We start from the raw sequence: 21,268 nt of genomic DNA, 5'->3' as shown, positions 1-21,268 counted from the left end.
TAGATAAATAATGGAACAGCTATGACATTCACCTTGGTTCTGATCCTCATCGGTGCACTTTTACTGCTTGTTATCGGAATTAACGTTATTCAGCAACAAAAAGAACGTGCAGAGGCTGAACGTCGCGTAGAGTTTGCTCGTCAAAGGGCCATTCTGGATGAAACCGAAACCGTACTATCCAATACAGGAATGATACCTTGCAGCACACATATTATGTTAGTGCTATACCGCCGCGTCCAAGATGCTCTAGAAATAGCTACAACACTGAGTACCAGCCAACAGCAAGCTGATTATCAACGCCGACTCGCCGATCTCAAAAATCAAATTGACACATTGCAAGCTAATCCGCCCCAAGTGCCTCCTATTGAGAATTTTAGGTTGCCTGATAATGACAAACAAATTTTAGTGCTGGTTCAAACGTTAAAAAAATTAAAAGCCATTTTGCGCGCTGAGCATAATAAGGGCAGAGTCGACCCTGCCATATTTGGTCAAGAAGAGAATCGTATCGATAGTTTACAACTTAGAATTAACGTTGACTCAATGCTGTCTCGTGCCCGTGCAGCGAGCTTTATGAAGCAATACGGATCTTCAAAACAAATGGTCACTAAAGCATTAGCGACATTACATGCCATTAAAGCACAAACTCCTAATGATCCTTTTATTGCCCGCAAGGTTGATGAGGCAAAAACATTATTAGATGAAATTATGGGCGCACAAAAGCTCTCAGCCCCGAGTGCACCTAAACCCAAGAATGAAGAAGACGATATTGATATGTTATTTCAACCTAAGAAGAAATGGTGATCAATCGTTAAACCAAATGACATTTATAAACCTAAAAGCCAAATCAATGATTTGGCTTTTTTGTGTCTAAAACTTGTCTGTATAGCGCATTTCACTTAATTACCATTACTGTTAGTTTGGGGCTTTATTCAATTGGGCTGGTGTTTATTAAAAGCGAAGTCGTGCAGTGTCGTTATTCTGATTAAACGGACGAGAGCAAAACATAAACCTAGTCAAACACTGTCACAAAGTCAGTTTGGTAAGCCCTTGTTGCTTTCCATATGCATCGCTTGTTATGTGAGTAGAATACCAAGTAACATTACGCGTTTCGTGAGCATAAGCATGCCTAAACGAACAAATATATCACAACACCTAATCCCTCGTTTTGCAAGACTCCAGATAACAAAATGGGCTCACTTTACAGCGAGCCCATTTGCAAACAGCCAAGTTACAGCGCTTATTTCTTAGCCTTCTTCGCCGCCGATTCAGTTACCCATTTACCATTCACATAATGGGCCGACCAACCCGTGGCTTTACCGTCAACTTCGGTCGCCACATATTGCTCTTTGGTCTTACGGCTAAACTTGACCGCGGCTTTATTCCCCTCATCATCGGCGATGGGAGCATCGGCAAGATACTGATACTTTGGCCACAACAGCTCGCGATATTTCACTAACTCTTCAACGAGTGGCGCACGGGTTTCCCGAGATTTAGGGAAAGTACTGGCCGCTAAGAAAATCCCCGCCGCACCGTCACGCAGCACAAAATGCGCATCAGACTTGCTGCATTTCAGCTCTGGCAGATAAATAGGATCTTCTTTTGGTGGCGCCGCTTCGCCATTTTTCAGTAACTTACGAGTATTCTTACATTCCTCGTTAGTACAGCCGAAATACTTACCAAAACGACCGTTTTTCAATTCCATATCGTGGCCACAGCGGTCACATTCGATTAGTGGACCTTCGTAACCTTTGATCTTAAATTGTCCTTCTTCGACCTCGTAACCCTCACAGATGGGGTTATTACCGCAAACATGCAGTTTGCGCTTTTCGTCGATTAGGTAGCTGTCCATCGCCGTACCACAAATACCGCAGCGATGTTTGGCACGTAGCGCATCAGTTTCGGCGTCTTCACTGTCGCTAATCGCTTCAATGCCAGGCGTTAGGTTCATGGTGGTTTTGCAGCGCTCTTTTGGTGGCAACTCGTAACCCGAACAACCAAGGAATACACCAGTTGTACCGGTTCGGATCCCCATTTGGCGACCGCAAGTCGGACATTTAATATTGGTCATCACCATTTGATTAAGGCGCATACCGCCTTCTTCTGGTGACAATTCCGCCTTCTCGAGTTGTTTAGTGAAGTCGGCATAGAAACCATCGAGGACTTTTTTCCAATCCAGCTCTCCGCTGGCAACATCGTCGAGGGTCTGTTCCATGCTAGCGGTAAAGTCGTAGCTCATCAGCTCGGCAAAACTTCCGACTAAACGCTCACTGACAATCTCGCCCATTTTCTCAGCGTAGAAACGGCGGTTTTCAACTTTGACATAACCCCGTTCTTGAATCGTCGAAATAATAGTGGCGTAGGTTGAAGGACGACCAATACCACGCTTCTCTAATTCTTTTACCAATGAGGCTTCGCTGTATCTGGCAGGCGGCTTGGTAAAGTGTTGCTTAGGTTCTAATTCGACTAGAGACAGTACATCCCCTTCGTTCACCGAAGGCAAGGTATTGTCTTCTTCATTTTTCTTTTTCAATGCGGTTTGCACACGGGTCCAACCGTCAAAGCGCAGGATACGCCCTGTTGCTTTCAGCTCGTAGTCCCCCGCCTTCACCGTGAGTTTAGTCGCATCGTATTGGGCAGGTGTCATCTGACAGGAGACAAACTGACGCCAAATTAACTCGTAAAGGCGCTGTGCATCACGCTCCATATCGGTTAATGCCGCCGCTTCTACGTGCACGTTTGAAGGACGAATCGCTTCGTGCGCCTCTTGTGCGCCCTCCTTAGAGCCGTAGCGAATAGGTTCGGCAGGTAAATACTTGGCGCCGTATTCCTTGCCGATCATCTCACGCACGCTGTCTAAGGCTTCTTGGCTTAAGTTTGTCGAATCGGTACGCATATAAGTGATGTGACCCGCTTCGTACAAGCGCTGCGCCATCATCATGGTTTTCTTCACCCCAAAGCCTAAACGAGTACTGGCCGCTTGTTGCAGAGTCGAGGTAATAAAAGGAGCCGAAGGTTTACTCTGGGTCGCTTTATCTTCACGAGCGATCACTTTAAAGCTGGCTGAAGATAAAGCTTGGACGGCGGCTAACGCTTGCTGCTCGTTTGTTGGCTCAAAGGCTGAGTCTAAGTACTTAACCACTTCCATGCGCAGCGCTTCGCTCGCAGGCGTATTAAGCTGTGCATGCACATCCCAAAACTCTTCGGGTACGAAGGCTTTGATTTCACTTTCACGTTCCACCACGAGGCGCACTGCCACGGATTGAACTCGTCCGGCTGATAAACCTCGGGCAACCTTTTTCCACAACAGAGGCGACACCATAAAGCCGACGACACGGTCTAAAAATCGCCGCGCCTGCTGGGCATTGACCATATTGGTATCAAGAGCAGAAGGTTTACTAAAGGCTTCTTGAATCGCAGATTTGGTGATCTCGTTAAACACAACACGTTGATACCGTGAAGGATCGCCACCAATCACCTCTTGCAAATGCCAGGCGATGGCTTCCCCTTCACGGTCTAAGTCCGTTGCGAGATAGATTTGGTCAGCAGAATCGGCTAAGGCTTGCAGCTCTTTAACGACTTTCTCTTTACCCGGTAGGATCTGATATTTAGCCGCCCAGCCCTTTTCAGGGTTAACGCCCATACGCGATACCAGCGCTTGATGTTCTTTCACCTTTTTGTATCGCGCCTTTTCTTCTGGCGACATCTTCTTCACTTCTGCGGCAGATTTAACCTTTTCTGAGCCATCAGATACAGAAGATGTAGGCAGATCACGAATATGACCTACGCTCGATTTAACGATGAATTCTTTGCCAAGATATTTATTAATAGTCTTAGCTTTGGCCGGTGATTCGACAATAACTAGCGATTTACCCATAGTTTGATTTGCGCCAAAAAATCTCAAGAAGGTGGAAATTGGCTCCATATATAGAGGGTTGCATGGAGAGTTTCAAGCTAATCCCTCTTTTATATGTACCAGCGAGTCACTTTTTAATCAAAGTTGAAAAAATGTAAAAAAATAATATTGCGTAATTAAAAACTAATATTTCATTATTTGCCAGCAAGCAAGAAATAGTTATGCATTTATCGCGAAAAAGTCGCTTTGAGCACAAAACCGTGCGCTTGTGCCCACAAAAACCTTCAGTATACTGGGTCGCTTCAGGGACCATTTGAATAAATAATAACCTTCCCTATCACAAGGATAAGCAATGAAGCACTTTGAAGCGAATTTCGACGGACTCGTTGGGCCAACCCACAATTATGCCGGTTTGTCTTTTGGCAATGTGGCCTCACTCAACAACGCCGCTTTAGTCTCAAATCCTAAAGCCGCCGCTAAACAAGGTTTGCAAAAAGCCAAAGCACTCGCTGATTTAGGGATGATCCAAGGCATGTTAGCGCCGCAAGAGCGCCCCGATCTTAATACGCTACGCCGAATTGGTTTTTCAGGCAGCGATACCCAAGTTTTACAACAAGCCGCTAAAACTGCCCCTGCACTACTCAATGCCTGTTGCAGTGCATCAAGCATGTGGACGGCCAATGCGGCAACCGTGTCTCCCAGTGCCGACACACGAGATGGTAAGCTGCATTTTACCCCCGCGAACCTCGTTGATAAGTTACATCGCAGCATCGAACCCGTCACAACGGGGCGCATCTTAACAGCAACTTTCAATGATCCCCACTATTTTCATCACCATAATCATTTACCTGAGCATAATAGCTTCGGTGATGAGGGCGCGGCGAACCACACTCGCCTGTGCCAAGAATATGGTCATGCAGGGGTAGAGCTGTTTGTTTACGGTCAAGAGGCCACCAATCCTAATGCGCCAAGACCACAAAAATATCCCGCAAGACAAACCCTCGAAGCGTCGATGGCGATAGCAAGATTGCATCAACTTGAGGAAGATAATTGTGTTTTTATTCAGCAAAATCCTGACGTGATTGACCAAGGGGTATTCCACAATGATGTAATTGCCGTGGGTAACCAAAATGTGCTGTTTTACCATGAGCAAGCATTCTTGAATACACAGGCAAAATTGGATGAAATAAGACGAAAACTCGACACCGAATTATTCTTTATCGAGGTTCCAACCGCCAAAGTGGCAATTAACGATGCGGTAAAGAGTTATCTATTTAATACCCAGATAATCACCCTTCCCTCGGGCGAAATGGCCATCATAGCCCCTACGGACTGCCAAGAGAATCCGGCCGTTTATGCGTATTTAAATGAGCTACTAACGTTAAATACCCCTATCAAACAAGTGCTGTATTTCGATGTGAAACAAAGTATGCAAAATGGTGGAGGACCGGCCTGCTTGCGTTTACGGGTTGCCATGAATGAGCGCGAAGTTGCCGCAGTAAATCAACACACTTTACTTAACGATGCTTTATTTGCACGTTTAAACGCTTGGGTGGATAAACACTATCGCGACCGTTTATCAACTCAGGATTTAGCCGATCCACAACTCGTTATCGAATCACGCACCGCGCTAGATGAGCTCACTCAAATTATGAAACTCGGGAGCGTATATCCATTCCAGCGATAATGTTTCAGTAAAAAGTAACGTTTAGCGACAGAGAGACCCTGGAATAATGAAGCCCCAATGTTGGGGCTTTATTATTTATGTGATTAGAATTTATCAGGAAAATAATTCAACCGGCGGATCATTAGGAGTTAACTGCAACTGGGTTTCAAACGACATGCCTAATTTATTCAGCAGCGACTTAGAGGCCTGATTATGCGGGCTCACTATCGCGACAATCCGTTCAATCCCTAAGGTTTTACCGAACTCCAGTGAGGCTTTAGCGGCTTCAAACGCATAACCTTTGCCCCAATACTGCGGCAAAAAGGCATAACCTAAGTCCACATCCGCCAGCGTCGGCCGTTTGATCAGGCCGCAAATGCCAATCGGAAAGCCATTTTCGGCCAGCACCACGGCAAACAAGCCAAAACCATGTTCGCGATAGCTAATCGCTGGCCCATTGGCGATATAGTCCTTGGCATCCTGCAAACTACGCACGCCCTTATCGCCGATATTGTCGATAAATCCTTGGGTGTTGAGTAATACCAAAATAAATGACGCATCATCGGGCGTTAACTGCCGCAGCAGCAATCTTGGGGTTTGGGCAACTTGCATACTGAGTAGTTGCATACTGAGCCTCCCATTCAGAGGGGATAAACCAGGTTATAGGTAGCGGGCGTACTGGCTGCCATCCTTTTGCGGCTTTTTCGGTGCAGCTACCGCAGGTGTGCCCACGTATAAAAAGCCAACGATTTGATCCTCTGGCGCTAAGCCTAATGCCGCATTCACATTGGCGTCGAAGGCAAAATCCCCGGTGCGCCACACCGCGCCTAACCCGAGCGCGAATGCCGCTTGCTGCATCGCCATAGTGGCGCAGCCCGCTGCGATTTGCTGCTCAAGCACAGGTACTTTAGGGTGCTGTTGGGTTTTCGCCACAACAGTAATCACCATAGGCGCGCGCATCGGCATCCCTTTGGCTTTATTGATGAAATCTTCATCGGCGCCGCTGGCTTTGGCCGCGTTGACATAGATATCCGCTAAGGTGTCTAACCCTTGGCCTGTGGCAATAATAAATTCCCACGGTGCTAAGGCGCCATGATCTGGCACTCGAATCGCCGCATCTAAAATGATTTTAAGCTCGCCCTCGTTTGGCGCTGGCGCGGTTAATCTTGGGGTGGATTGGCGGGTGAGTAAAAGTTCGATAGCGTCCAAGTGATTATCCCTGTTCTTAAAAATGGGTGCGTATAAATTGGCACAAGCATAGCAAATTGCGGCTAAAGAGGTACAAAAAATCCCACGCAAAAGTGGGATTGAAAATGTTGCAAGCAAAGTCACTTGGCTTACTTTATGCCATATCGCTTAGCGATAAAGTAATCGAGACTGGTATAACGCCCACCTCCTAGGCTGAAGAGTGCCAGCAACATAATAAAATAGGTCGCCGCAAACTCAATGCCATTATTCAGCACCACCAAGTTACCCGAGCTGGTCAACCAATCGTAATTGCCGTATTCCTGCAATAGGGATTTGGCTTTATCCAGCTTGTCACCCGCCTCGAGTACCCGCTCATTGGCGAGCCATGAACGGCCATCGGCAATCGCCAGCCAACCATTGGGCCAATGCACAGTAAACGCCGCCACCAGCATGGTTATCATCAAAGGGATAGATATCAGCCGCGTTGCTAAGCCAACGAGTAATAAACACGCACCCAAAAACTCAGTGCCTGCCGCCAGCGCCGCCATTAACGTCGGCATAGGTAAACCCAGTCCCCAGTCGGGATTAGCAAACCAAGCTACAGTGTCTTCAAAATGCGCGAGCTTGTTATAGCCAGCCTGCATTAGCACAGGCGCGAGATAAAGCCGAAGGGCTAAGGGGGCAAGCCCCTCACTATAACGGCTCGCATTGAGGAATTTTTGATAAAGGTTAACAAGCAACATGGGCAATCTCTGAATTAGATGGAGTTGCCCAATAGACCTTGGCGGCGGGATTAATCTTTCGCGGCTTTTGCCACTTTTTCAATTCCCTCTTGATTTAATTCACGCAGATCTTGAATAAGTTTGTTCAGCTTATTATAAAAATGCTTGGACTGCTTCGCTGACAGACAGGCATTGATAGTGAGTAACAAGCCGCCGAATGCTTCGGTATTTTGCCTTAAAATGGTGCGATATTTTTCCGACTTAAGCTCATCAGGGCGCGTCATCAGCAGGGTCAATCGCTCGGTCAGCAACGGAATATCGCTGCGCTGTCCAAGGGCTACTTCAAATTGACGTAACCATTCGTGGCGGTAATCGAGCCACATATCTAAGGTCGACAGTCGCTGTTGATTATATTGATGAATAAGCGTTTTTTGCTCATCCGTTACGCTACCCAGCCAGTCATCAAATTGCTCGATAAGATTTTCATCGGCCTCCTGCTGTAACTGCTCGGGGGTTTTACCGGCAAACTCCTTAATCAATTCCTGCTCGTCTTTTCGCGACTGGGTAAGAATTTGCTTCACCTGTTCATCGGTTAACGATGAGATAATCGGCAACATTTCCGGCAGTGCAAACTCAAATAACCGAAACCAATGCCGTTTGGCGAGCGTGACATGCTCGGCCCACAATGCGGGAGTTAAGGTATTGGTTTGGATCTGCTGCTCAACTTCGGTTAACTGCGCCACATAATGGCCGAGTTCTTCGGATTGGTGCCAAAGCACAAACTTGTCGATAAGCCCATCGACGACCTTCTGTTGTTTTTTATCAAGGCTGACATAGTCATCCAACTCCCAACCTATGGCCCAGTCGAGAAAATGATAACTAAATTTGGTCGAGCAGGCCGTTAAGCCAAATAGCAACACCACTAACAACACAGCTTTTTTCATCAATTTGCATCCGTTCAGCCTTGGTCATCCTATGACACTGAGGTTAATAGAAAGTTTATTTTTTTAACACAACAACCATAACCAAACAGAGGCAGTGAGAAACAAAAGGCTTAAGACGTGTGGCTGATAAGTGGCCAGAAATGATCGAACCAGTCGAAGTATTCCTGCTGCCGCTCACCACGGGTGTGCGCCGCCATCAATAATGCCCAATACACAGCAAACACCCAATACATCTCGATGGCTGCAGGTATCGCCTTGATGGCATCCGAGGTTAAGCCGGGGTGTTCAGCCAGATACTGCCGCACTAATAGATACCGCTGCGCAGGCGTTAATTGGTGAGTTGCGAGCACAACGGCCAGTTCACACAGAGGATGAGAGGCGGTCGCATACTCAAAGTCAATGCAATACAACTGGTTATCTTTTAGCAGCAGATTATGGGGATTTAAGTCGCGATGGCAAAACTGCGGCGCGACTAAACAATCGGCTAAGGTCGCCGTCCAATCAAGGATCTGTGTTTGTATGCTGAGTAATTGCGCCAATCGGCTCTGCCATGCCTCGCCCATATCCGCTGCGGAAAAGGCTAACAACAGCCCGTGATATTCCTGCCATTGCTCAGTGATACTGATGTGGTACGGCCCAGTCGCTTGCACGCGTAGCTGTTGCAGCAATTGCAGTAACAGGCTGTGGGCGCGATTCGGCGTTAAGCAGTCTAACAAAGCGAGTCGTTCCGACTGATACCAAGCCTGCGGGTCTGCTGCGAGCTTGATATCGGCATGAGATTGCAACCAAGCCTCAATGTGCGTTTCACCCAAGCAAAAGGTCGCCGCACTGCATTGAGACTCTAGATCTTTCCAGCTTAATTCGTTCCAGTTTAAGTTTTGCAAGCTTAAATTTTGCTGGCTCAGTTCTTGATAACCTGATGCCATAGTTGGCTCGCGTTGCACCTTGAGCTGCTCAAGTGTATCAATACCTCTTGCGGCAATACGCTTTTCGGTAACCAACGCCTCCCTCCCCCCAATATCCTCCATCAGCGGCGCGAATGGAGATGCTATAGGAAGGCTTGGCAGAGATTGCGCGAAGATAAACTGGCTTAGGTAATAACGCTGATCGCCACTCACCCACAGCAACTCGGGGGCAAGCTTTGCCTTGGCAAGATGGCGCCAATAGAACAACTCTTGTTCCCGCGAACAAAAGCTATCGGCGGCATTGGCGTTTTCTCGCAAGACATAATGCGCTGTCGGCGTTTCGATATGGTAGTTGTGGTTACTTAATCCATCCGCTAAGGGCTGAATTTGCGTGATATCAGTAAGCCCTGCCTGTGCTAATACCGCAAGCAACGCATCCTTGTCCTGCCCAATGTGCGGCGGCATTAGTGGCTTACCACAACAATCATGTTGAATAGCTTATGAAACATTCGCAGCCCTTGTGTGTTAGCCATCATCTGTTGATATCTGCCACCGTTAGCCGAGTAGCTTTGCAGCGCTCGACTCTAGATGGGGATTGCGGCTATCGGCAAGGGCGGCGCGCCACAGGAAATAGCCTACAACCGCCAGGCCAACATAGAGCACAAATAATAATGAAGTCAGCATCAGTCCCTTACTGAGATAAAGGTAAATCGACACCAGATCGATAACCACCCAATACAGCCAATTCTCCAACACTTTTTTAGCGACTAAATAGGTCGTCATCACCGCAAAACAAGTAGTGGCCGCATCGAGATAGGGAAAGGAAGCCTGGGTAAAAGTTGCCATCCCATGGCCAACGCCTAAGGAAACAATCCCCGTCGCAACAATCAACTTTAAATGGGTTTTCAGCGGCCAAGTAGTCACTTTCACCCCTTGATGTTTATCGCCACCTTGGGTCCAGAGCCAGTAACCATAGAGTGCCATGGCCATGTAATAGATATTCAGCACCGACTCCATCAGCAGTGCCACTTTCCAAAACAAGACAGTGTAAATGGCCGTGCTGGTAAATGCCGCCGCCCAGCACCAAACGCTCGCCTTCATGGCCAGTAGCAAATAGGCCATGGCCAATACCACGGCTAAGGCTTCCCATGCGGTCATCACATGGACTTCCCCTAGGGCAGCATTAACACTATTGACCAGCGTTAACCATAATTCTGTCATTGCCTTACTCTCACTCTATATCGCTTGCTTGAACCACTTCGCTTTAGCGTTCAAGTTAACTTAGGGCGTTACTCGCTGTGGGCTAAATTCAGCTCACCACCAATAAACTTACATACAAACACAGCTTTGCCCCATTTTTCATGGGCGGCTTGCATCTCGGTCGCCAGCATTGCCATCACATCTTGATAGTCGCCACACACTTGCGTCGCCATAGCATTGGTAACACGTTGAATCGTTGGATAATTATCCAAGCGATGGATAAACCATTTGATCGGGTCGAGATAATTTTCATTAAAGGGATACATGCTAATTTCGGCGGTGAGTTTCATCTTCACTCCTTGGGTCAAATGCTAATAATGCAATCGTCAGGCGGTGACGTAATGAGCGAACACAGCCTGACATCTGATGTCTCATTCTTCTGGGATTACATAAACTTAACGTTTAGTGTGACCCCAATTTGGCGTGGGTCGCCGTAGCGGATATATTGCTTTTCCGCCCAGCCGTTATCCGGCTCATTACCAAAATAGAAACCACGCACACCATATTCTTCATCGAACAGGTTGCGACCCCATAAATACGCCGACCAAGCACTCGCCTCGTAGCCTACACGCGCATTCACAATGGTGTATGGCTCAGAGCGCGAGTCGTTGCTGTCTGAGTAGTAAAACTCACTCTTACCACTCATATTGACGTTGGCAAACCAACCCGAGTTTGCACGATAGGTACCGCCTAGGCTGTAGGTTAAGTGTGGTGAATGGGCCAAATCGCGGCCCGTTAAATCCACAGCGCTACCGTATTTATCTTGATACTGGTAATCGCCGTACGCCGTCTCTAACCAACCTAGGCTTGAGTAAAACTGGAGATTATCGGTGGCATACCAAGTGGCGTCCAACTCGGCACCGTAGTTGTGTGAGCTACCCGCATTTTCAGTGTAGAGGATAAAGCGTTGTGGCTTGTTCGGATCTTGCTGGGATGCGGCCACTTGCTGGTCCTGTCTGTCCATATAGAACAGCGCTAGATTCGTATCGATAAGCCCTTCAAACCAATGGGATTTAAGGCCGATTTCGTAGTTATATAGGGTTTCGGTATCAAACTCTTTTTTATCATTGAGTTCGACTGGCAAGGTCATGTTAAAACCGCCCGCCTTGTAACCGCGCGCCACACGGGCGTACACATTATGGGACTCATTCAGCACTTTGCTCAGCGCAATATGGCCGCCCCACATGGTTTCGCTCGGGTCAAAATTGTCATTGTTGGTATCTGAGTAGTGGCTATTGCGACGCTCGGCACGCAGTCCCACAGACAAAGCATAATCGGCGCCTAAATCCGTATCCAACTGACCAAATACGGCGTAATTGGTTGCTTCATATTCGGAATCTAATACCTCATCGGGCCAAGTATTATATTCAGAATACAGTTGGTTATCTTCTTTAAGGTTCATCGCATAAACCCCAAGTAACCAGTCGGTTGAACCGGCAAAAATACGGCCTTGATCGGTCGAGCTTAAGCGGAACTCTTGGGATAAGGTTTTACGCTGACCGGTTTTGTCCCAGAAGTAATCGTACTGACAAGGGGCAAGATTGCCCTCATCCTCACATTGCTTGGCGGCCCAATACTCAGGGTTCGCCCAATCGCCATCGTAACTGTAATGATGATCGGTATTGGCAAATGAAGTCAGCGAGGTTAACTCAAACGATTCTGCGCCCGAGTAGGTTGCTTTAAATCCTGCGCCCGTGGTGCGCTGGCTATCGACACCCGGCTGATCCGAAATAGTATGTTTAGGATCGTTGGTTAAGCTCCAGGCATCGTAGCCGTTATCAAAATCGGCATGCAGCAGGGTTAAATCGAGTTGCAGATTATCGGTGGCATACCAGCGTAATTTAGCGCGGCCAGTAAATTCATCACGACCATTGGTATCTTCTTTATTTAAATAGAGATTGTCGCGATAACCGTTTTGCTGATGCTGCTGCAGCGACACGCGGTATAACAATTTGCCCGAATCGGTTAACGGCCCTGAGCTAAAACCGCTGAAGGTTTGCAAATCGTCATTGCCTAAAGAAACCTCGGCGCCATGTTCAAACACATCGGTCGGGTCGTTGCTCTTAAGGTAAATCAAGCCCGCTAACGCATTGGCGCCATAGCGGGTACCCTGCGGGCCGCGTAACACTTCGACCTGTTGCAGATCGTACATGCTCGACACCATGCCGATACCGGATAAATCAATATCATCAATGATATAACCCACAGACGAGTTAGGTGCACCCTGATATTGCTCCTGCTCCCCCACGCCACGGATCTGGAAATACTTAGGACGCGAGCTGCCACCCGACCAGTTAAAGTTGGCGATGGAGTTCATCACATCTTCAAAGTGCTGGGCACTTTCATCTTGAATTTGCTGGGCATCGATAACGGTAATGCTTGATGGCATTTTCTCTAAGCTGGCACTGCGAAAATCCGCCGTCACCACCATGATTTCCATATCATTGCTGGGATCAGGTTTATCGATAGCATCGGTTTGCGCCCATGCGGCCGTGCTTAACGCAGCCGAAATGGCCAGCGCTAAGGGGGCACGAGTTAAGGCTACGGTGAAGATTGAAGAATTTTTGTTAGACTTTTTGTTAGACATAGGACCTCAAATACATGTTTGAGATCCGGCAACGAATAAGCGATTCAGAAGTGTGCTGTTGATTGGCCCATTCCTACGCCGGTATTAGCCGGATCAGGTTCTAAGGGTTCGTCTGATGACATCTCAGTCTGCCACTTTGTTGGCAAACACCCCTTGGCGGCGCTAAGTATACATGACGAAAATCATAAAGTAGACACTCTTGTCACTGCACATCAGTAAATGACGCTTAGCTCACGCCATTCATGCCTTTGTTGAAACCTCTGGCGGCTCACAATCAGTCGATACAAACGCCCTTCTCTCCTTTGGCTGATTTGACCCAATATGCTTTCTAATGCTATAGAAGGCGACGATTTTAAGTATGGTAGAAGGGTCAACTCAATGCAGCTAAAACCGTTAGCCAAGGGACGTTATAGCCAGCGATGGGAACAAGACTATCCTCTTATTGAAGCAGTGATTCTTAGCTGTATCAGCGAAGTCAAAATGCTCAAAAAAGGCGCTCACCTGATGACGCAAGGTGAAGCCATAAACTCGCTGGTGTTAGTCAAGCAAGGCCGCGTATCGTTGGGGCACACCGCCAGAAATGGCCGTTGTTTCCAATTAGGGACTATCGATTGTGATTCACAGCTCTTTGGTGAGATGGAGTTTTTTACCCAATACCAGTGCCAGCTGGACATCATCGCCAACGAGCCCTTGGAAATTTCGCTAATTAGCACTGAAAAGTTGCAACATTCCCTCGGCCAACACCCGCAACTGGCGCTGTTTTTTGCCAGTGCCATAGCGATTGATTACCAAGATACCGTCGATATTTTTACCCGCAGACTGCTTTATCCCATCAGCTATAACGTGGCATTCGATATCTACCATGAGTATTTAAACGATTTACCCGTCGATGGTTTTAGTAAGCGTTATTTAGAGGCGGAGCGTTTTGGTACCACTGACAGGGTCTACCGACGGGCATTACAACATTTGGAAGAGCGCGGTTTAATCGAGCGTAAAAAAGAAGGCATTCGGATAAAAAACCTGAGTGCACTTAAAGCTTTTGTCGAAGCAGGCATTTAACCCACTTCGACAACACCCATACTCGGCAGATAACAACCAAGTATGGGCCTTTAGCTTAACTTGCCGAAAGTGATTGTGCAGACATCGCAGGTTTCATCCGGCTCGATGCAATCAGCAGCATAAAGATTGCGGCGTAAAGCACGGGGATCACATACATCACGGTTTGCAAGCCGATAATACGTTCGAAGAACGAACTGATCGCCGGACTAAACATGGCCCCCGTACTGCCACTGATCAAAATGTAGGAGACATTCTTGCTGCTGGCTTGCTTCACAAACGACACGCCATAGGCAATAAACGCATTGTAAAGTGCCGCACAGACAAAGCCGTAACCGTAGGTTAAATAAGCAATCCAATTCAACTTGTCGGTAGTCACAATCACAAAGGTGATCACCATGGCTAAACCAATAATACCGACTAAGAAATGATGAATTTTTACCCGGGTCACGATCAGGGTTGAAATTAAGGCACCAATCAACGCGGCCGACCAGTATTGGGTAATGATATTGCCCGCCTCTTCAAATGGGATATCAAATTTTTGTTTTACAAATAACGGTGCCCACGTGAGGAAGGTATACAGCGCCAGCATGCCTAAAAATAAGCCGATACCGCCGCTGATAATGCCGAAATTCCACTCTGATTGTTGTTTCTCCTCCGTATTCGATGATTGCTCGCACAGAGAAAAATTGGTGAATAAGCTAATAATCACCGTGCCTAAGGCAACCAAACCCACGGCTAAGTAACTGTAACTCCATGATAAGGCATTGGTTAAGGCGTAGGTTGTGATCAGCGGAAACACCACCCCAGCAACATTAAAGGTCGCATCCTGCACCACTAACATAGTGCTCTGCATTTTGGCTTGCCATACTGACACCACAATGGTGCCTGCGATACACAGCCCAATCCCGCCGCAGAACCCAATTAAGGTCATGGCCTGCATCACTAGCTGTAGCGAACTGGTAAGGTGTAATGCCAGCGCAGAAAGCGCAACTAGACTATAACTGAGTAAGGTGATCCGCTTGATGCCCAACTTTTCAATGAAGAAAAAGGCGGCAATGGTCCCCGCCAATGCACCACCATTAAGTAAGGAGAAGATTGAGGCCACATCATTCACATCGGCTGCAAACTTCTCCGCTATGGGTTCTATCAACATCCCAAATTGCGTCGCAAAACCCGCCATAATAAAGTTCGCGAGAAAACTAATGGCGGTTAAGGTGATTTTATTATTCATTTTTGTCATTCCATCGTGAAATGCGAAAGGTGCAAGGTTAGCGTGTGACCTAATTCAGCGCAGTCGCGAGCGCGAGTTCGATCATATTATTGAAGGATAACTGGCGTTCTTCGGCGGTGGTTTCCTCACCCGTTAGGCAGTGATCGGATACCGTGAGAATGGCCAATGATTCAATGCCCTGTTGATGCGCTAAGCCATAAAGACCCGCGACTTCCATATCGATACCCAACACCCCAAAACGCTCCAGTGCCGGGATCATATCTTCGTCGGGATCATAATAAAGATCGCCACTAAATACGTTGCCAACTTTAACGCTAATGCCTTTTTCATTGGCTTGGGTATAGGCTTTGTGCAGTAAGGAAAAGGTGGCCGAGGTAGCCATATGATAGCCACTGCTACGCTTGGCATTCGTGGGTGAGTCGGTACCCGCTGCTTGCGCTAAAATCACATCACGCATTTGCACGTGTTTTTGGGTTGCGCCTAAACTGCCGATACGAATGATGCGTTTAACACCAAAAAAATTAATCAACTCATGGCCATAGAGCACCATTGAGGATATCCCCATACCGTGACCCATCACAGAAATACGCTGCCCTTGGTAATAACCTGTGTAACCTAGCATATTACGAACGTTGGTGACTTCTACAGCATCGGTAAGGTAGGTTTCGGCAATATATTTTGCCCGCAGCGGATCGCCAGGCATAATTACAGTTTCAGCAAAATCAGTAGGTTGTGCGTTAATGTGCGCGGTCATAGGTCTATCCTCATCTAATAATATGCTGATAGTAGTGCTCAACCCTGAAATAGTTTTAGGACTAAAGTCCGCTTTTCTGTCGCGGCTAGGTCTTTTCCGTCGAACTGAGTCAGTTATCGCAATTTTGCTTCTCGGCGTAGCAACCGTCACGGGACAAACTCATCTCGCACAAACGAGCAGAAGGAAGATGGGTTGGTGAGGATGAGGATAGATAAAATCAAAAGACTTACGTCTCAAAAACGTAAGTCTTTATCAATGTGGCGTAAATCTTTATCAATGCGCGTTAACTTAGCTTTGAAGTGCCAAATGCTCTAACGCGATAGTGACAACTCAACCCTATGATTCAAGCTTAGTTTGAATAGGTCTCGCGCACATAAACATCGAATTTCGCCACTTGTGCATTTGGGGCCACGGCCGATACTTGCAGCTGTTGTTTGCCGTGTAATTTCACCGATTTCCAACTGGTGGCTTCATCTTCGATGGTAAAGCCGCTGGCATCATACCAAGTGAACTTATATTGCACTCGCATATCGCTTGAGGACTTGCTGACGATCAGCGCCGAACCTTGGATAAGATCGCCAACACGGCGCGCCTCAACCCCTTCGACACTGATATCACGGGCAAAACTCTTACTATCGACACGGGTTTCTCCCAGTGAGTTCACCGAAATACCCGCCGTATTAGTGCAAGCGCCGAGTGTCAGTGCTGCTGCCAAGATTAATCCACTGTAAATTGCTTTCATTTTGTTTTCCCTCACTCACAAAAACCTAGGTGCCGAACAACGGATGGGCAATGACACTACGCGACGCCAGCTGAACTTATGCTTAACATAGTCATCGGCAAAACGTGCTCATCCTGCCCCGCCCTCGCGATTAATCGATTAAAAAGTGCGCCCTTGCGGTAGCGATAAGCTGCTTACGATTGGTTTGCCAACAATTGATATTCACATTGGCGACCCGTCGCCCCTGACGGGTGATACGACATTCGGCGAAGCTGTCTTTATGTAGGCCTGCTCGCAGGTAATCAATCGAGAAATCGACTACCTTTGGCACTTTTGCCGTTTGCATAAACACCATTAATTGCACTATGGCTGACATTTCCATAAAACCAGCAATCACTCCGCCATGAATCGCGGGCAGGATGGGATTACCGATATTGTCGTCCTTAGCGGGGAGTTTGAAAATCAGCTCGTCGCCAAAGCGCTCGACCTTCATGCCAATAAACTTAGCATAAGGTACATGTTCGAGTAGATGACCAAAGTCGTTCAACTCGGTAGCGCGTTTTACAATCCCCTGCACATCGAGAGTTTTCGGCTCGGTCGGCTTATTTGAGTTCATCTGTCTCTCCTAAGGGCGGCACGGCTTCTCCCATCAAGGCTTGTCTAAAGGCATCGCCCACCATTTCGGGGCTAATACGCATAAAGGAGCCCACCGCATGGGCAATGGGGTCATCGATGCTGTCCTGATAGGCGATGGCGCGGGTAAAGGCGATATTAGATGACAACTTATAGCATTCCGCAAAGCCATAAACTGGCTTATGGGGCTGCGCGGGTTTCATATAATCGACCCGCAAGTCGAGGGTGGGCGAAATCTCTAAGGATTGATATTTTTGAAAAATCGCACTCACTACCGCGCTGCCACAGGCTGTGTCCATCAGGGTGGTGATCACCCCGCCATGGATCACACCCGTATCGGGATAACCAATTAACTCAGTGCTATAGGGCAACTCAATCAGTACATGGTGCTCACTGGCTTCGAGCACGGTTAACCCTAAGCGACGGCACTGGGCGAGCTGATCGACAAACCGCTGCGCCATTTGAGTCAGCGGAAAAAACTCGGGATTGACCTTCATTGACCTTGGCTCAGCATGGGTCCCAGTGGCTCTCCGCCAACGAGATGAATATGGATATGGTACACTTCCTGTCCGCCATGTTTATTACAGTTCATGATCAAACGATAACCGTCTTTGGCAATCCCCGCCTCTGCTGCCAGTTTGGCCGCCACAGTCATCATCCGGCCGAGTGCGGGTTCATCCGAGGCTTTCATATCGTTTGCGGTTGGGATCAAATGATTCGGCACAATCAAAATATGGGTTGGCGCCTTTGGCGAGATGTCTCTAAAAGCGGTCACCAGCTCGTCTTGATACAGAATATCAGCGGGAATTTCGCGGCGGATAATTTTGCTGAAAATGGTTTCTTCGGCCATGGGGAGTCCTCCTTGGGTTAATTGGGATAGTATACTAGCAATTCAACGCTTTGTGTCTCCAGATATTTTGCGTTTCATTTGCCTGTTGTGCGCATTTTTGGCAGCATGACGCCCATTAAAACGAAGCGGTTTTACAGGATAAATTATGATCCACTATCACATCATTCCCGTCGATCCCAAGGCGCACTTGTTCGCAGTCACCATGACGGTACAAACGCCTCACCCTAAGCAAGTTTTTAGTCTGCCAGCGTGGCTTCCCGGCAGTTATATGGTGCGAGATTTTGCTAAGAATATTATCGACCTTAAAGCCACAGGCGCTAACGGTGAGCCACTTACGCTCACTCAGCTGGATAAACAAACCTGGTCGGTTGAACATCAAAGCACGCAACTCACCTTAACCTATCAAGTTTATGCTTGGGACTTGTCGGTACGCACCGCACACCTGGATATGACCCACGGTTTCTTTAACGGTAGCAGTGTATTTTTAGCCGCCCACGGCTTTGAGGTAGGCTTACACACAGTAACAATGGCGGCGCCGACTGAGCCGAGTCTCAACGAGTGGCGCCTTGCCACCAGCATGACACGCCAAAGCGGTGATGAATTTGCCTTTGGTGAGTTTTGCGCGCAAAGCTATGACGATCTTATCGATCATCCGGTTGAGATGGGTCTATTCACCCACGCCAGTTTTGAAGCTTGCGGCGTCAGACACGATATCGTACTAAACGGTCGCCACCGCGCCCATATGCCGAGACTCTGCCAAGATTTAAAGGCAATTTGCGAGTATCAAATCAAGCTGTTTGGTACGCCCGCGCCCTTTGAGCGTTATCTGTTTATGACCACAGTGCTCGACAGTGGTTTTGGTGGTTTAGAGCATAGGGCATCGACGGCACTCATGTGCTCGCGCAAGGATTTACCGCTGTCGATGGATGCGCCGATTAATAACGACTATCGCACCTATTTATCGCTCTGCAGCCATGAATATTTCCACAGCTGGAACGTCAAGCGCATCAAGCCAGAATGCTTCCTACCCTATCAACTCGAGGCGGAAACCTATACGCCACAGCTGTGGGCCTATGAGGGCATCACCTCCTATTATGATGATTTCCTAACCTATCGCGCAAGCTTAGTTGATGAACAAAGCTACTTAGATATGCTGAGCGAAACCTTTACAAGGGTGTATCGCAGTCAAGGCCGCTTTAAACAAAGCATTAAGGACTCCAGCTTTAACGCTTGGACTAAGTTCTATAAGCAGGATGAGAACGCCCAAAACGCCATTATCAGTTATTACACTAAGGGCGCCCTGTTTGCCCTGTATCTGGATTTAACCCTAAGGATCGAAACCCAGGGTAAATACAATCTCGACAATGTGATGACCATTTTGTGGCAGGAATATGCCCTACAAAATCGCGGCACCACAGATGAATGTCATCAAATGATTGTTGAACGTTTATTGGGCCGAGATTGCCAAGATCTCTTCGCCTATTTAGACAATACCGACGATATTCCACTGGCACCATTACTTGCCGAGTTTGGGGTTGAATTGACTCTTCGCTCCAGCCAAGGCGCGCAGGATGTCGGCGGAGGCTCAGCCAAAGGGTATGAGATTGCCTTTGGCGCTAAGACGCAAGCCGCACCAATGGGCCTTAAAGTGACCACTGTCGCCCAAGGCAGTCCGGCGCACCTTGCGGGTTTAAGCGCCGGAGATATCTTAATTGCGGCGGATAATCTGCAGGTGACAGGCCAATTTGAAGCGCAGCTTCAGCAATACCCACTCGGACAACGCTTAAGTCTATATTGGTTTAGACGCGATGAATTGATGACGGGAGAACTGATTATTGCTGAGGCGCCAAAAGATACAGTTGCCTTAAGCATCACAGATAAAGACAAACTGCAGGCTTGGTTAGGTCGTTGATCTTTAATGTATTAGTCTTTAACCCATAAAGCACAAAAAGGGGCAATCGTATCCACGATTGCCCCTTTCTATTTGTTTCTTTGTTTGTGCAATTGAATATTAGCTTAGCGACCCATCAACAATGGATTACACAACCACATCGTGTAAATAGGTTTGTGCCCAAGCTATGGCTTGACCACGGCTCGACACACCAATCTTACGGAATACACGGTATAAGTGAGTTTTAATGGTGCTCTCACTCACAAACAATTGGTTGGCGATATCGAGGTTAGTACTGCCCGACAGCAGGGCTTGTAACACTTCGCGCTCACGGATGGTCAATGGCTCGGTATCTTCGAATAGTCCAAAGTCATCATTCACCCCGTTCACCAATTGGATAGGGATCACCCTGTGTCCGCGCAGGATGTTGGAAAGGCCAAGGCTGATTTCAGTCAATCCTGCATCCAGATAAAACACCCCTGCCGTTGTCGAGGCTTGCATCAGGAAGCGGGCATCAACTTGTTTCGGGAACTGGATATAAACGACTCGCACACTCGGATGTTCGCGGGCAAGCAAGCGTTGAAATTGATAGGCTTTTTGAAGATCGACGGTGGAAAGGTCAATCACCACCATAGAGGCTTGGTTATCTTTGATTTGATCGCACATCTCATCCGGGCTGACTTGCGACAGCTTAACGAGAAACTCCTGCGGCCAGCGTCCGGCCAGCAATTCCATCAGAACTTGCGATCTTGACACTACAATCCAATGTAATATTTTGAACATCCTGCTCACTCCCTGTCTGGTTAACGATTATTCATTTTGAGAGGAGAAACATCTCTCAATACCACTTCAACATCCGTTCAATAGACTTCCAAGTCTACCGTGCACACGATATTAGCATTAGATAAAACAGATTCAAAAGACTTACGATAAAAATATTTACCGTACGCAAATCAAAAACTTCTGCAACTTTAGCACTGAGCATTGTCAATCAGAAGGCTGAA

Annotated in this window: 20 protein-coding genes and 1 riboswitch; of the genes, 4 read left to right on the top strand and 16 right to left on the bottom strand. The window is 47.6% G+C overall.

Annotated features, from left to right (window positions below; genetic code table 11):
- The first annotated feature begins 21 nt into the window (after positions 1-21).
- The gene (gene zomB / locus EYR25_RS00485; protein WP_023267901.1) at positions 22-801 is read left to right on the top strand and encodes a flagellar motor control protein ZomB; all 780 of its coding nucleotides are present in this window, start codon (positions 22-24) and stop codon (positions 799-801) included.
- A gap of 436 nt (positions 802-1,237) precedes the next feature.
- Here zomB and topA read toward each other — a convergent pair whose 3' ends face one another.
- Positions 1,238-3,874: a type I DNA topoisomerase gene (topA, locus tag EYR25_RS00480; protein ID WP_039978511.1), complete on the bottom strand. Its 2,637-nt coding sequence runs from the start codon at positions 3,872-3,874 to the stop codon at positions 1,238-1,240.
- A gap of 331 nt (positions 3,875-4,205) precedes the next feature.
- Here topA and astB point away from each other — a divergent pair, with 331 nt between their 5' ends.
- A complete protein-coding gene (astB, locus tag EYR25_RS00475) occupies positions 4,206-5,540 on the top strand; it encodes an N-succinylarginine dihydrolase (RefSeq protein WP_133178157.1) in 1,335 nt (444 codons plus the stop codon).
- Between the two features lie 93 nt (positions 5,541-5,633).
- On the opposite strand, the gene EYR25_RS00470 is transcribed toward astB, so the two are convergent.
- From EYR25_RS00470 to EYR25_RS00435, 8 genes are all read right to left on the bottom strand, one after another.
- Positions 5,634-6,131 (bottom strand): GNAT family N-acetyltransferase, encoded by a 498-nt coding sequence (locus EYR25_RS00470; protein ID WP_165953533.1) that lies wholly within the window; start codon positions 6,129-6,131, stop codon positions 5,634-5,636.
- 48 nt (positions 6,132-6,179) lie between these two features.
- Positions 6,180-6,728, bottom strand: coding sequence for an NAD(P)H nitroreductase (locus tag EYR25_RS00465; RefSeq protein WP_133178155.1), 549 nt, complete (start codon positions 6,726-6,728; stop codon positions 6,180-6,182).
- 128 nt (positions 6,729-6,856) lie between these two features.
- Positions 6,857-7,450 (bottom strand): HvfX family Cu-binding RiPP maturation protein, encoded by a 594-nt coding sequence (locus EYR25_RS00460; RefSeq protein WP_133178154.1) that lies wholly within the window; start codon positions 7,448-7,450, stop codon positions 6,857-6,859.
- Positions 7,451-7,500: 50 nt separating this feature from the next.
- Positions 7,501-8,373 (bottom strand): DUF6279 family lipoprotein, encoded by an 873-nt coding sequence (locus EYR25_RS00455; RefSeq protein WP_133178153.1) that lies wholly within the window; start codon positions 8,371-8,373, stop codon positions 7,501-7,503.
- Positions 8,374-8,483: 110 nt separating this feature from the next.
- Entirely contained in the window at positions 8,484-9,743 is a 1,260-nt protein-coding gene (locus EYR25_RS00450; RefSeq protein WP_133178152.1) for a phosphotransferase, read from the bottom strand.
- A gap of 90 nt (positions 9,744-9,833) precedes the next feature.
- On the bottom strand, positions 9,834-10,499 hold the full coding sequence (gene pnuC, locus EYR25_RS00445; RefSeq protein WP_039978502.1) for a nicotinamide riboside transporter PnuC: 666 nt from the start codon (positions 10,497-10,499) through the stop codon (positions 9,834-9,836).
- Between the two features lie 68 nt (positions 10,500-10,567).
- Positions 10,568-10,828: a YkoF family thiamine/hydroxymethylpyrimidine-binding protein gene (locus EYR25_RS00440; protein ID WP_086902132.1), complete on the bottom strand. Its 261-nt coding sequence runs from the start codon at positions 10,826-10,828 to the stop codon at positions 10,568-10,570.
- A gap of 95 nt (positions 10,829-10,923) precedes the next feature.
- The gene (locus EYR25_RS00435; RefSeq protein WP_133178151.1) at positions 10,924-13,125 is read right to left on the bottom strand and encodes a TonB-dependent receptor; all 2,202 of its coding nucleotides are present in this window, start codon (positions 13,123-13,125) and stop codon (positions 10,924-10,926) included.
- A 53-nt stretch (positions 13,126-13,178) separates the two neighbouring features.
- Positions 13,179-13,289, bottom strand: a riboswitch (TPP riboswitch).
- 214 nt (positions 13,290-13,503) lie between these two features.
- Here EYR25_RS00435 and EYR25_RS00430 point away from each other — a divergent pair.
- On the top strand, positions 13,504-14,184 hold the full coding sequence (locus EYR25_RS00430) for a Crp/Fnr family transcriptional regulator (RefSeq protein ID WP_133178150.1): 681 nt from the start codon (positions 13,504-13,506) through the stop codon (positions 14,182-14,184).
- 55 nt (positions 14,185-14,239) lie between these two features.
- On the opposite strand, the gene tsgA is transcribed toward EYR25_RS00430, so the two are convergent.
- From tsgA to hinT, 6 genes are all read right to left on the bottom strand, one after another.
- Positions 14,240-15,415, bottom strand: coding sequence for an MFS transporter TsgA (tsgA, locus tag EYR25_RS00425; protein WP_133178149.1), 1,176 nt, complete (start codon positions 15,413-15,415; stop codon positions 14,240-14,242).
- A gap of 49 nt (positions 15,416-15,464) precedes the next feature.
- The gene (gene deoD / locus EYR25_RS00420; protein ID WP_011717422.1) at positions 15,465-16,169 is read right to left on the bottom strand and encodes a purine-nucleoside phosphorylase; all 705 of its coding nucleotides are present in this window, start codon (positions 16,167-16,169) and stop codon (positions 15,465-15,467) included.
- A 349-nt stretch (positions 16,170-16,518) separates the two neighbouring features.
- Positions 16,519-16,911: a YcfL family putative periplasmic lipoprotein gene (locus tag EYR25_RS00415; protein WP_011623072.1), complete on the bottom strand. Its 393-nt coding sequence runs from the start codon at positions 16,909-16,911 to the stop codon at positions 16,519-16,521.
- 130 nt (positions 16,912-17,041) lie between these two features.
- Positions 17,042-17,506: a PaaI family thioesterase gene (locus EYR25_RS00410; RefSeq protein ID WP_133178148.1), complete on the bottom strand. Its 465-nt coding sequence runs from the start codon at positions 17,504-17,506 to the stop codon at positions 17,042-17,044.
- Complete coding sequence (locus tag EYR25_RS00405; protein WP_011717424.1) at positions 17,493-18,020, bottom strand: PaaI family thioesterase; 528 nt, start codon at positions 18,018-18,020, stop codon at positions 17,493-17,495. The genes EYR25_RS00410 and EYR25_RS00405 overlap by 14 nt, the downstream gene beginning before the upstream one ends.
- On the bottom strand, positions 18,017-18,373 hold the full coding sequence (gene hinT, locus EYR25_RS00400; protein WP_011623075.1) for a purine nucleoside phosphoramidase: 357 nt from the start codon (positions 18,371-18,373) through the stop codon (positions 18,017-18,019). Before hinT ends, EYR25_RS00405 begins: the two co-directional genes overlap by 4 nt.
- A 145-nt stretch (positions 18,374-18,518) precedes the next feature.
- On the opposite strand from hinT, the gene EYR25_RS00395 reads away from it, so the two are divergent.
- The gene (locus tag EYR25_RS00395) at positions 18,519-20,285 is read left to right on the top strand and encodes a M61 family metallopeptidase (RefSeq protein ID WP_133178147.1); all 1,767 of its coding nucleotides are present in this window, start codon (positions 18,519-18,521) and stop codon (positions 20,283-20,285) included.
- Positions 20,286-20,411: 126 nt separating this feature from the next.
- Here EYR25_RS00395 and EYR25_RS00390 read toward each other — a convergent pair whose 3' ends face one another.
- A complete protein-coding gene (locus EYR25_RS00390) occupies positions 20,412-21,047 on the bottom strand; it encodes a LuxR C-terminal-related transcriptional regulator (protein ID WP_011717426.1) in 636 nt (211 codons plus the stop codon).
- Between the last annotated feature and the right edge of the window lie 221 nt (positions 21,048-21,268).

Origin of the sequence: Shewanella decolorationis (assembly GCF_004354305.1) — a bacterium.
Lineage (GTDB): Bacteria > Pseudomonadota > Gammaproteobacteria > Enterobacterales > Shewanellaceae > Shewanella > Shewanella decolorationis.
The sequence above is the reverse complement of the archived record's forward strand: the minus strand, read 5'-3'. Positions and strand labels throughout refer to the sequence as shown.

Excerpts from the sequence above, each read along its gene's own strand:
- zomB (WP_023267901.1), top strand. The coding sequence starts at position 22 with ATGACATTCACCTTGGTTCTGATCCTCATCGGTGCACTTTTACTGCTT.
- topA (WP_039978511.1), bottom strand. The coding sequence starts at position 3,874 with ATGGGTAAATCGCTAGTTATTGTCGAATCACCGGCCAAAGCTAAGACT.
- astB (WP_133178157.1), top strand. The coding sequence starts at position 4,206 with ATGAAGCACTTTGAAGCGAATTTCGACGGACTCGTTGGGCCAACCCAC.
- EYR25_RS00470 (WP_165953533.1), bottom strand. The coding sequence starts at position 6,131 with ATGCAAGTTGCCCAAACCCCAAGATTGCTGCTGCGGCAGTTAACGCCC.
- EYR25_RS00460 (WP_133178154.1), bottom strand. The coding sequence starts at position 7,450 with ATGTTGCTTGTTAACCTTTATCAAAAATTCCTCAATGCGAGCCGTTAT.
- EYR25_RS00455 (WP_133178153.1), bottom strand. The coding sequence starts at position 8,373 with ATGAAAAAAGCTGTGTTGTTAGTGGTGTTGCTATTTGGCTTAACGGCC.
- EYR25_RS00450 (WP_133178152.1), bottom strand. The coding sequence starts at position 9,743 with ATGCCGCCGCACATTGGGCAGGACAAGGATGCGTTGCTTGCGGTATTA.
- pnuC (WP_039978502.1), bottom strand. The coding sequence starts at position 10,499 with ATGACAGAATTATGGTTAACGCTGGTCAATAGTGTTAATGCTGCCCTA.
- EYR25_RS00440 (WP_086902132.1), bottom strand. The coding sequence starts at position 10,828 with ATGAAACTCACCGCCGAAATTAGCATGTATCCCTTTAATGAAAATTAT.
- EYR25_RS00435 (WP_133178151.1), bottom strand. The coding sequence starts at position 13,125 with ATGTCTAACAAAAAGTCTAACAAAAATTCTTCAATCTTCACCGTAGCC.
- EYR25_RS00430 (WP_133178150.1), top strand. The coding sequence starts at position 13,504 with ATGCAGCTAAAACCGTTAGCCAAGGGACGTTATAGCCAGCGATGGGAA.
- tsgA (WP_133178149.1), bottom strand. The coding sequence starts at position 15,415 with ATGAATAATAAAATCACCTTAACCGCCATTAGTTTTCTCGCGAACTTT.
- deoD (WP_011717422.1), bottom strand. The coding sequence starts at position 16,169 with ATGACCGCGCACATTAACGCACAACCTACTGATTTTGCTGAAACTGTA.
- EYR25_RS00415 (WP_011623072.1), bottom strand. The coding sequence starts at position 16,911 with ATGAAAGCAATTTACAGTGGATTAATCTTGGCAGCAGCACTGACACTC.
- EYR25_RS00410 (WP_133178148.1), bottom strand. The coding sequence starts at position 17,506 with ATGAACTCAAATAAGCCGACCGAGCCGAAAACTCTCGATGTGCAGGGG.
- EYR25_RS00405 (WP_011717424.1), bottom strand. The coding sequence starts at position 18,020 with ATGAAGGTCAATCCCGAGTTTTTTCCGCTGACTCAAATGGCGCAGCGG.
- hinT (WP_011623075.1), bottom strand. The coding sequence starts at position 18,373 with ATGGCCGAAGAAACCATTTTCAGCAAAATTATCCGCCGCGAAATTCCC.
- EYR25_RS00395 (WP_133178147.1), top strand. The coding sequence starts at position 18,519 with ATGATCCACTATCACATCATTCCCGTCGATCCCAAGGCGCACTTGTTC.
- EYR25_RS00390 (WP_011717426.1), bottom strand. The coding sequence starts at position 21,047 with ATGTTCAAAATATTACATTGGATTGTAGTGTCAAGATCGCAAGTTCTG.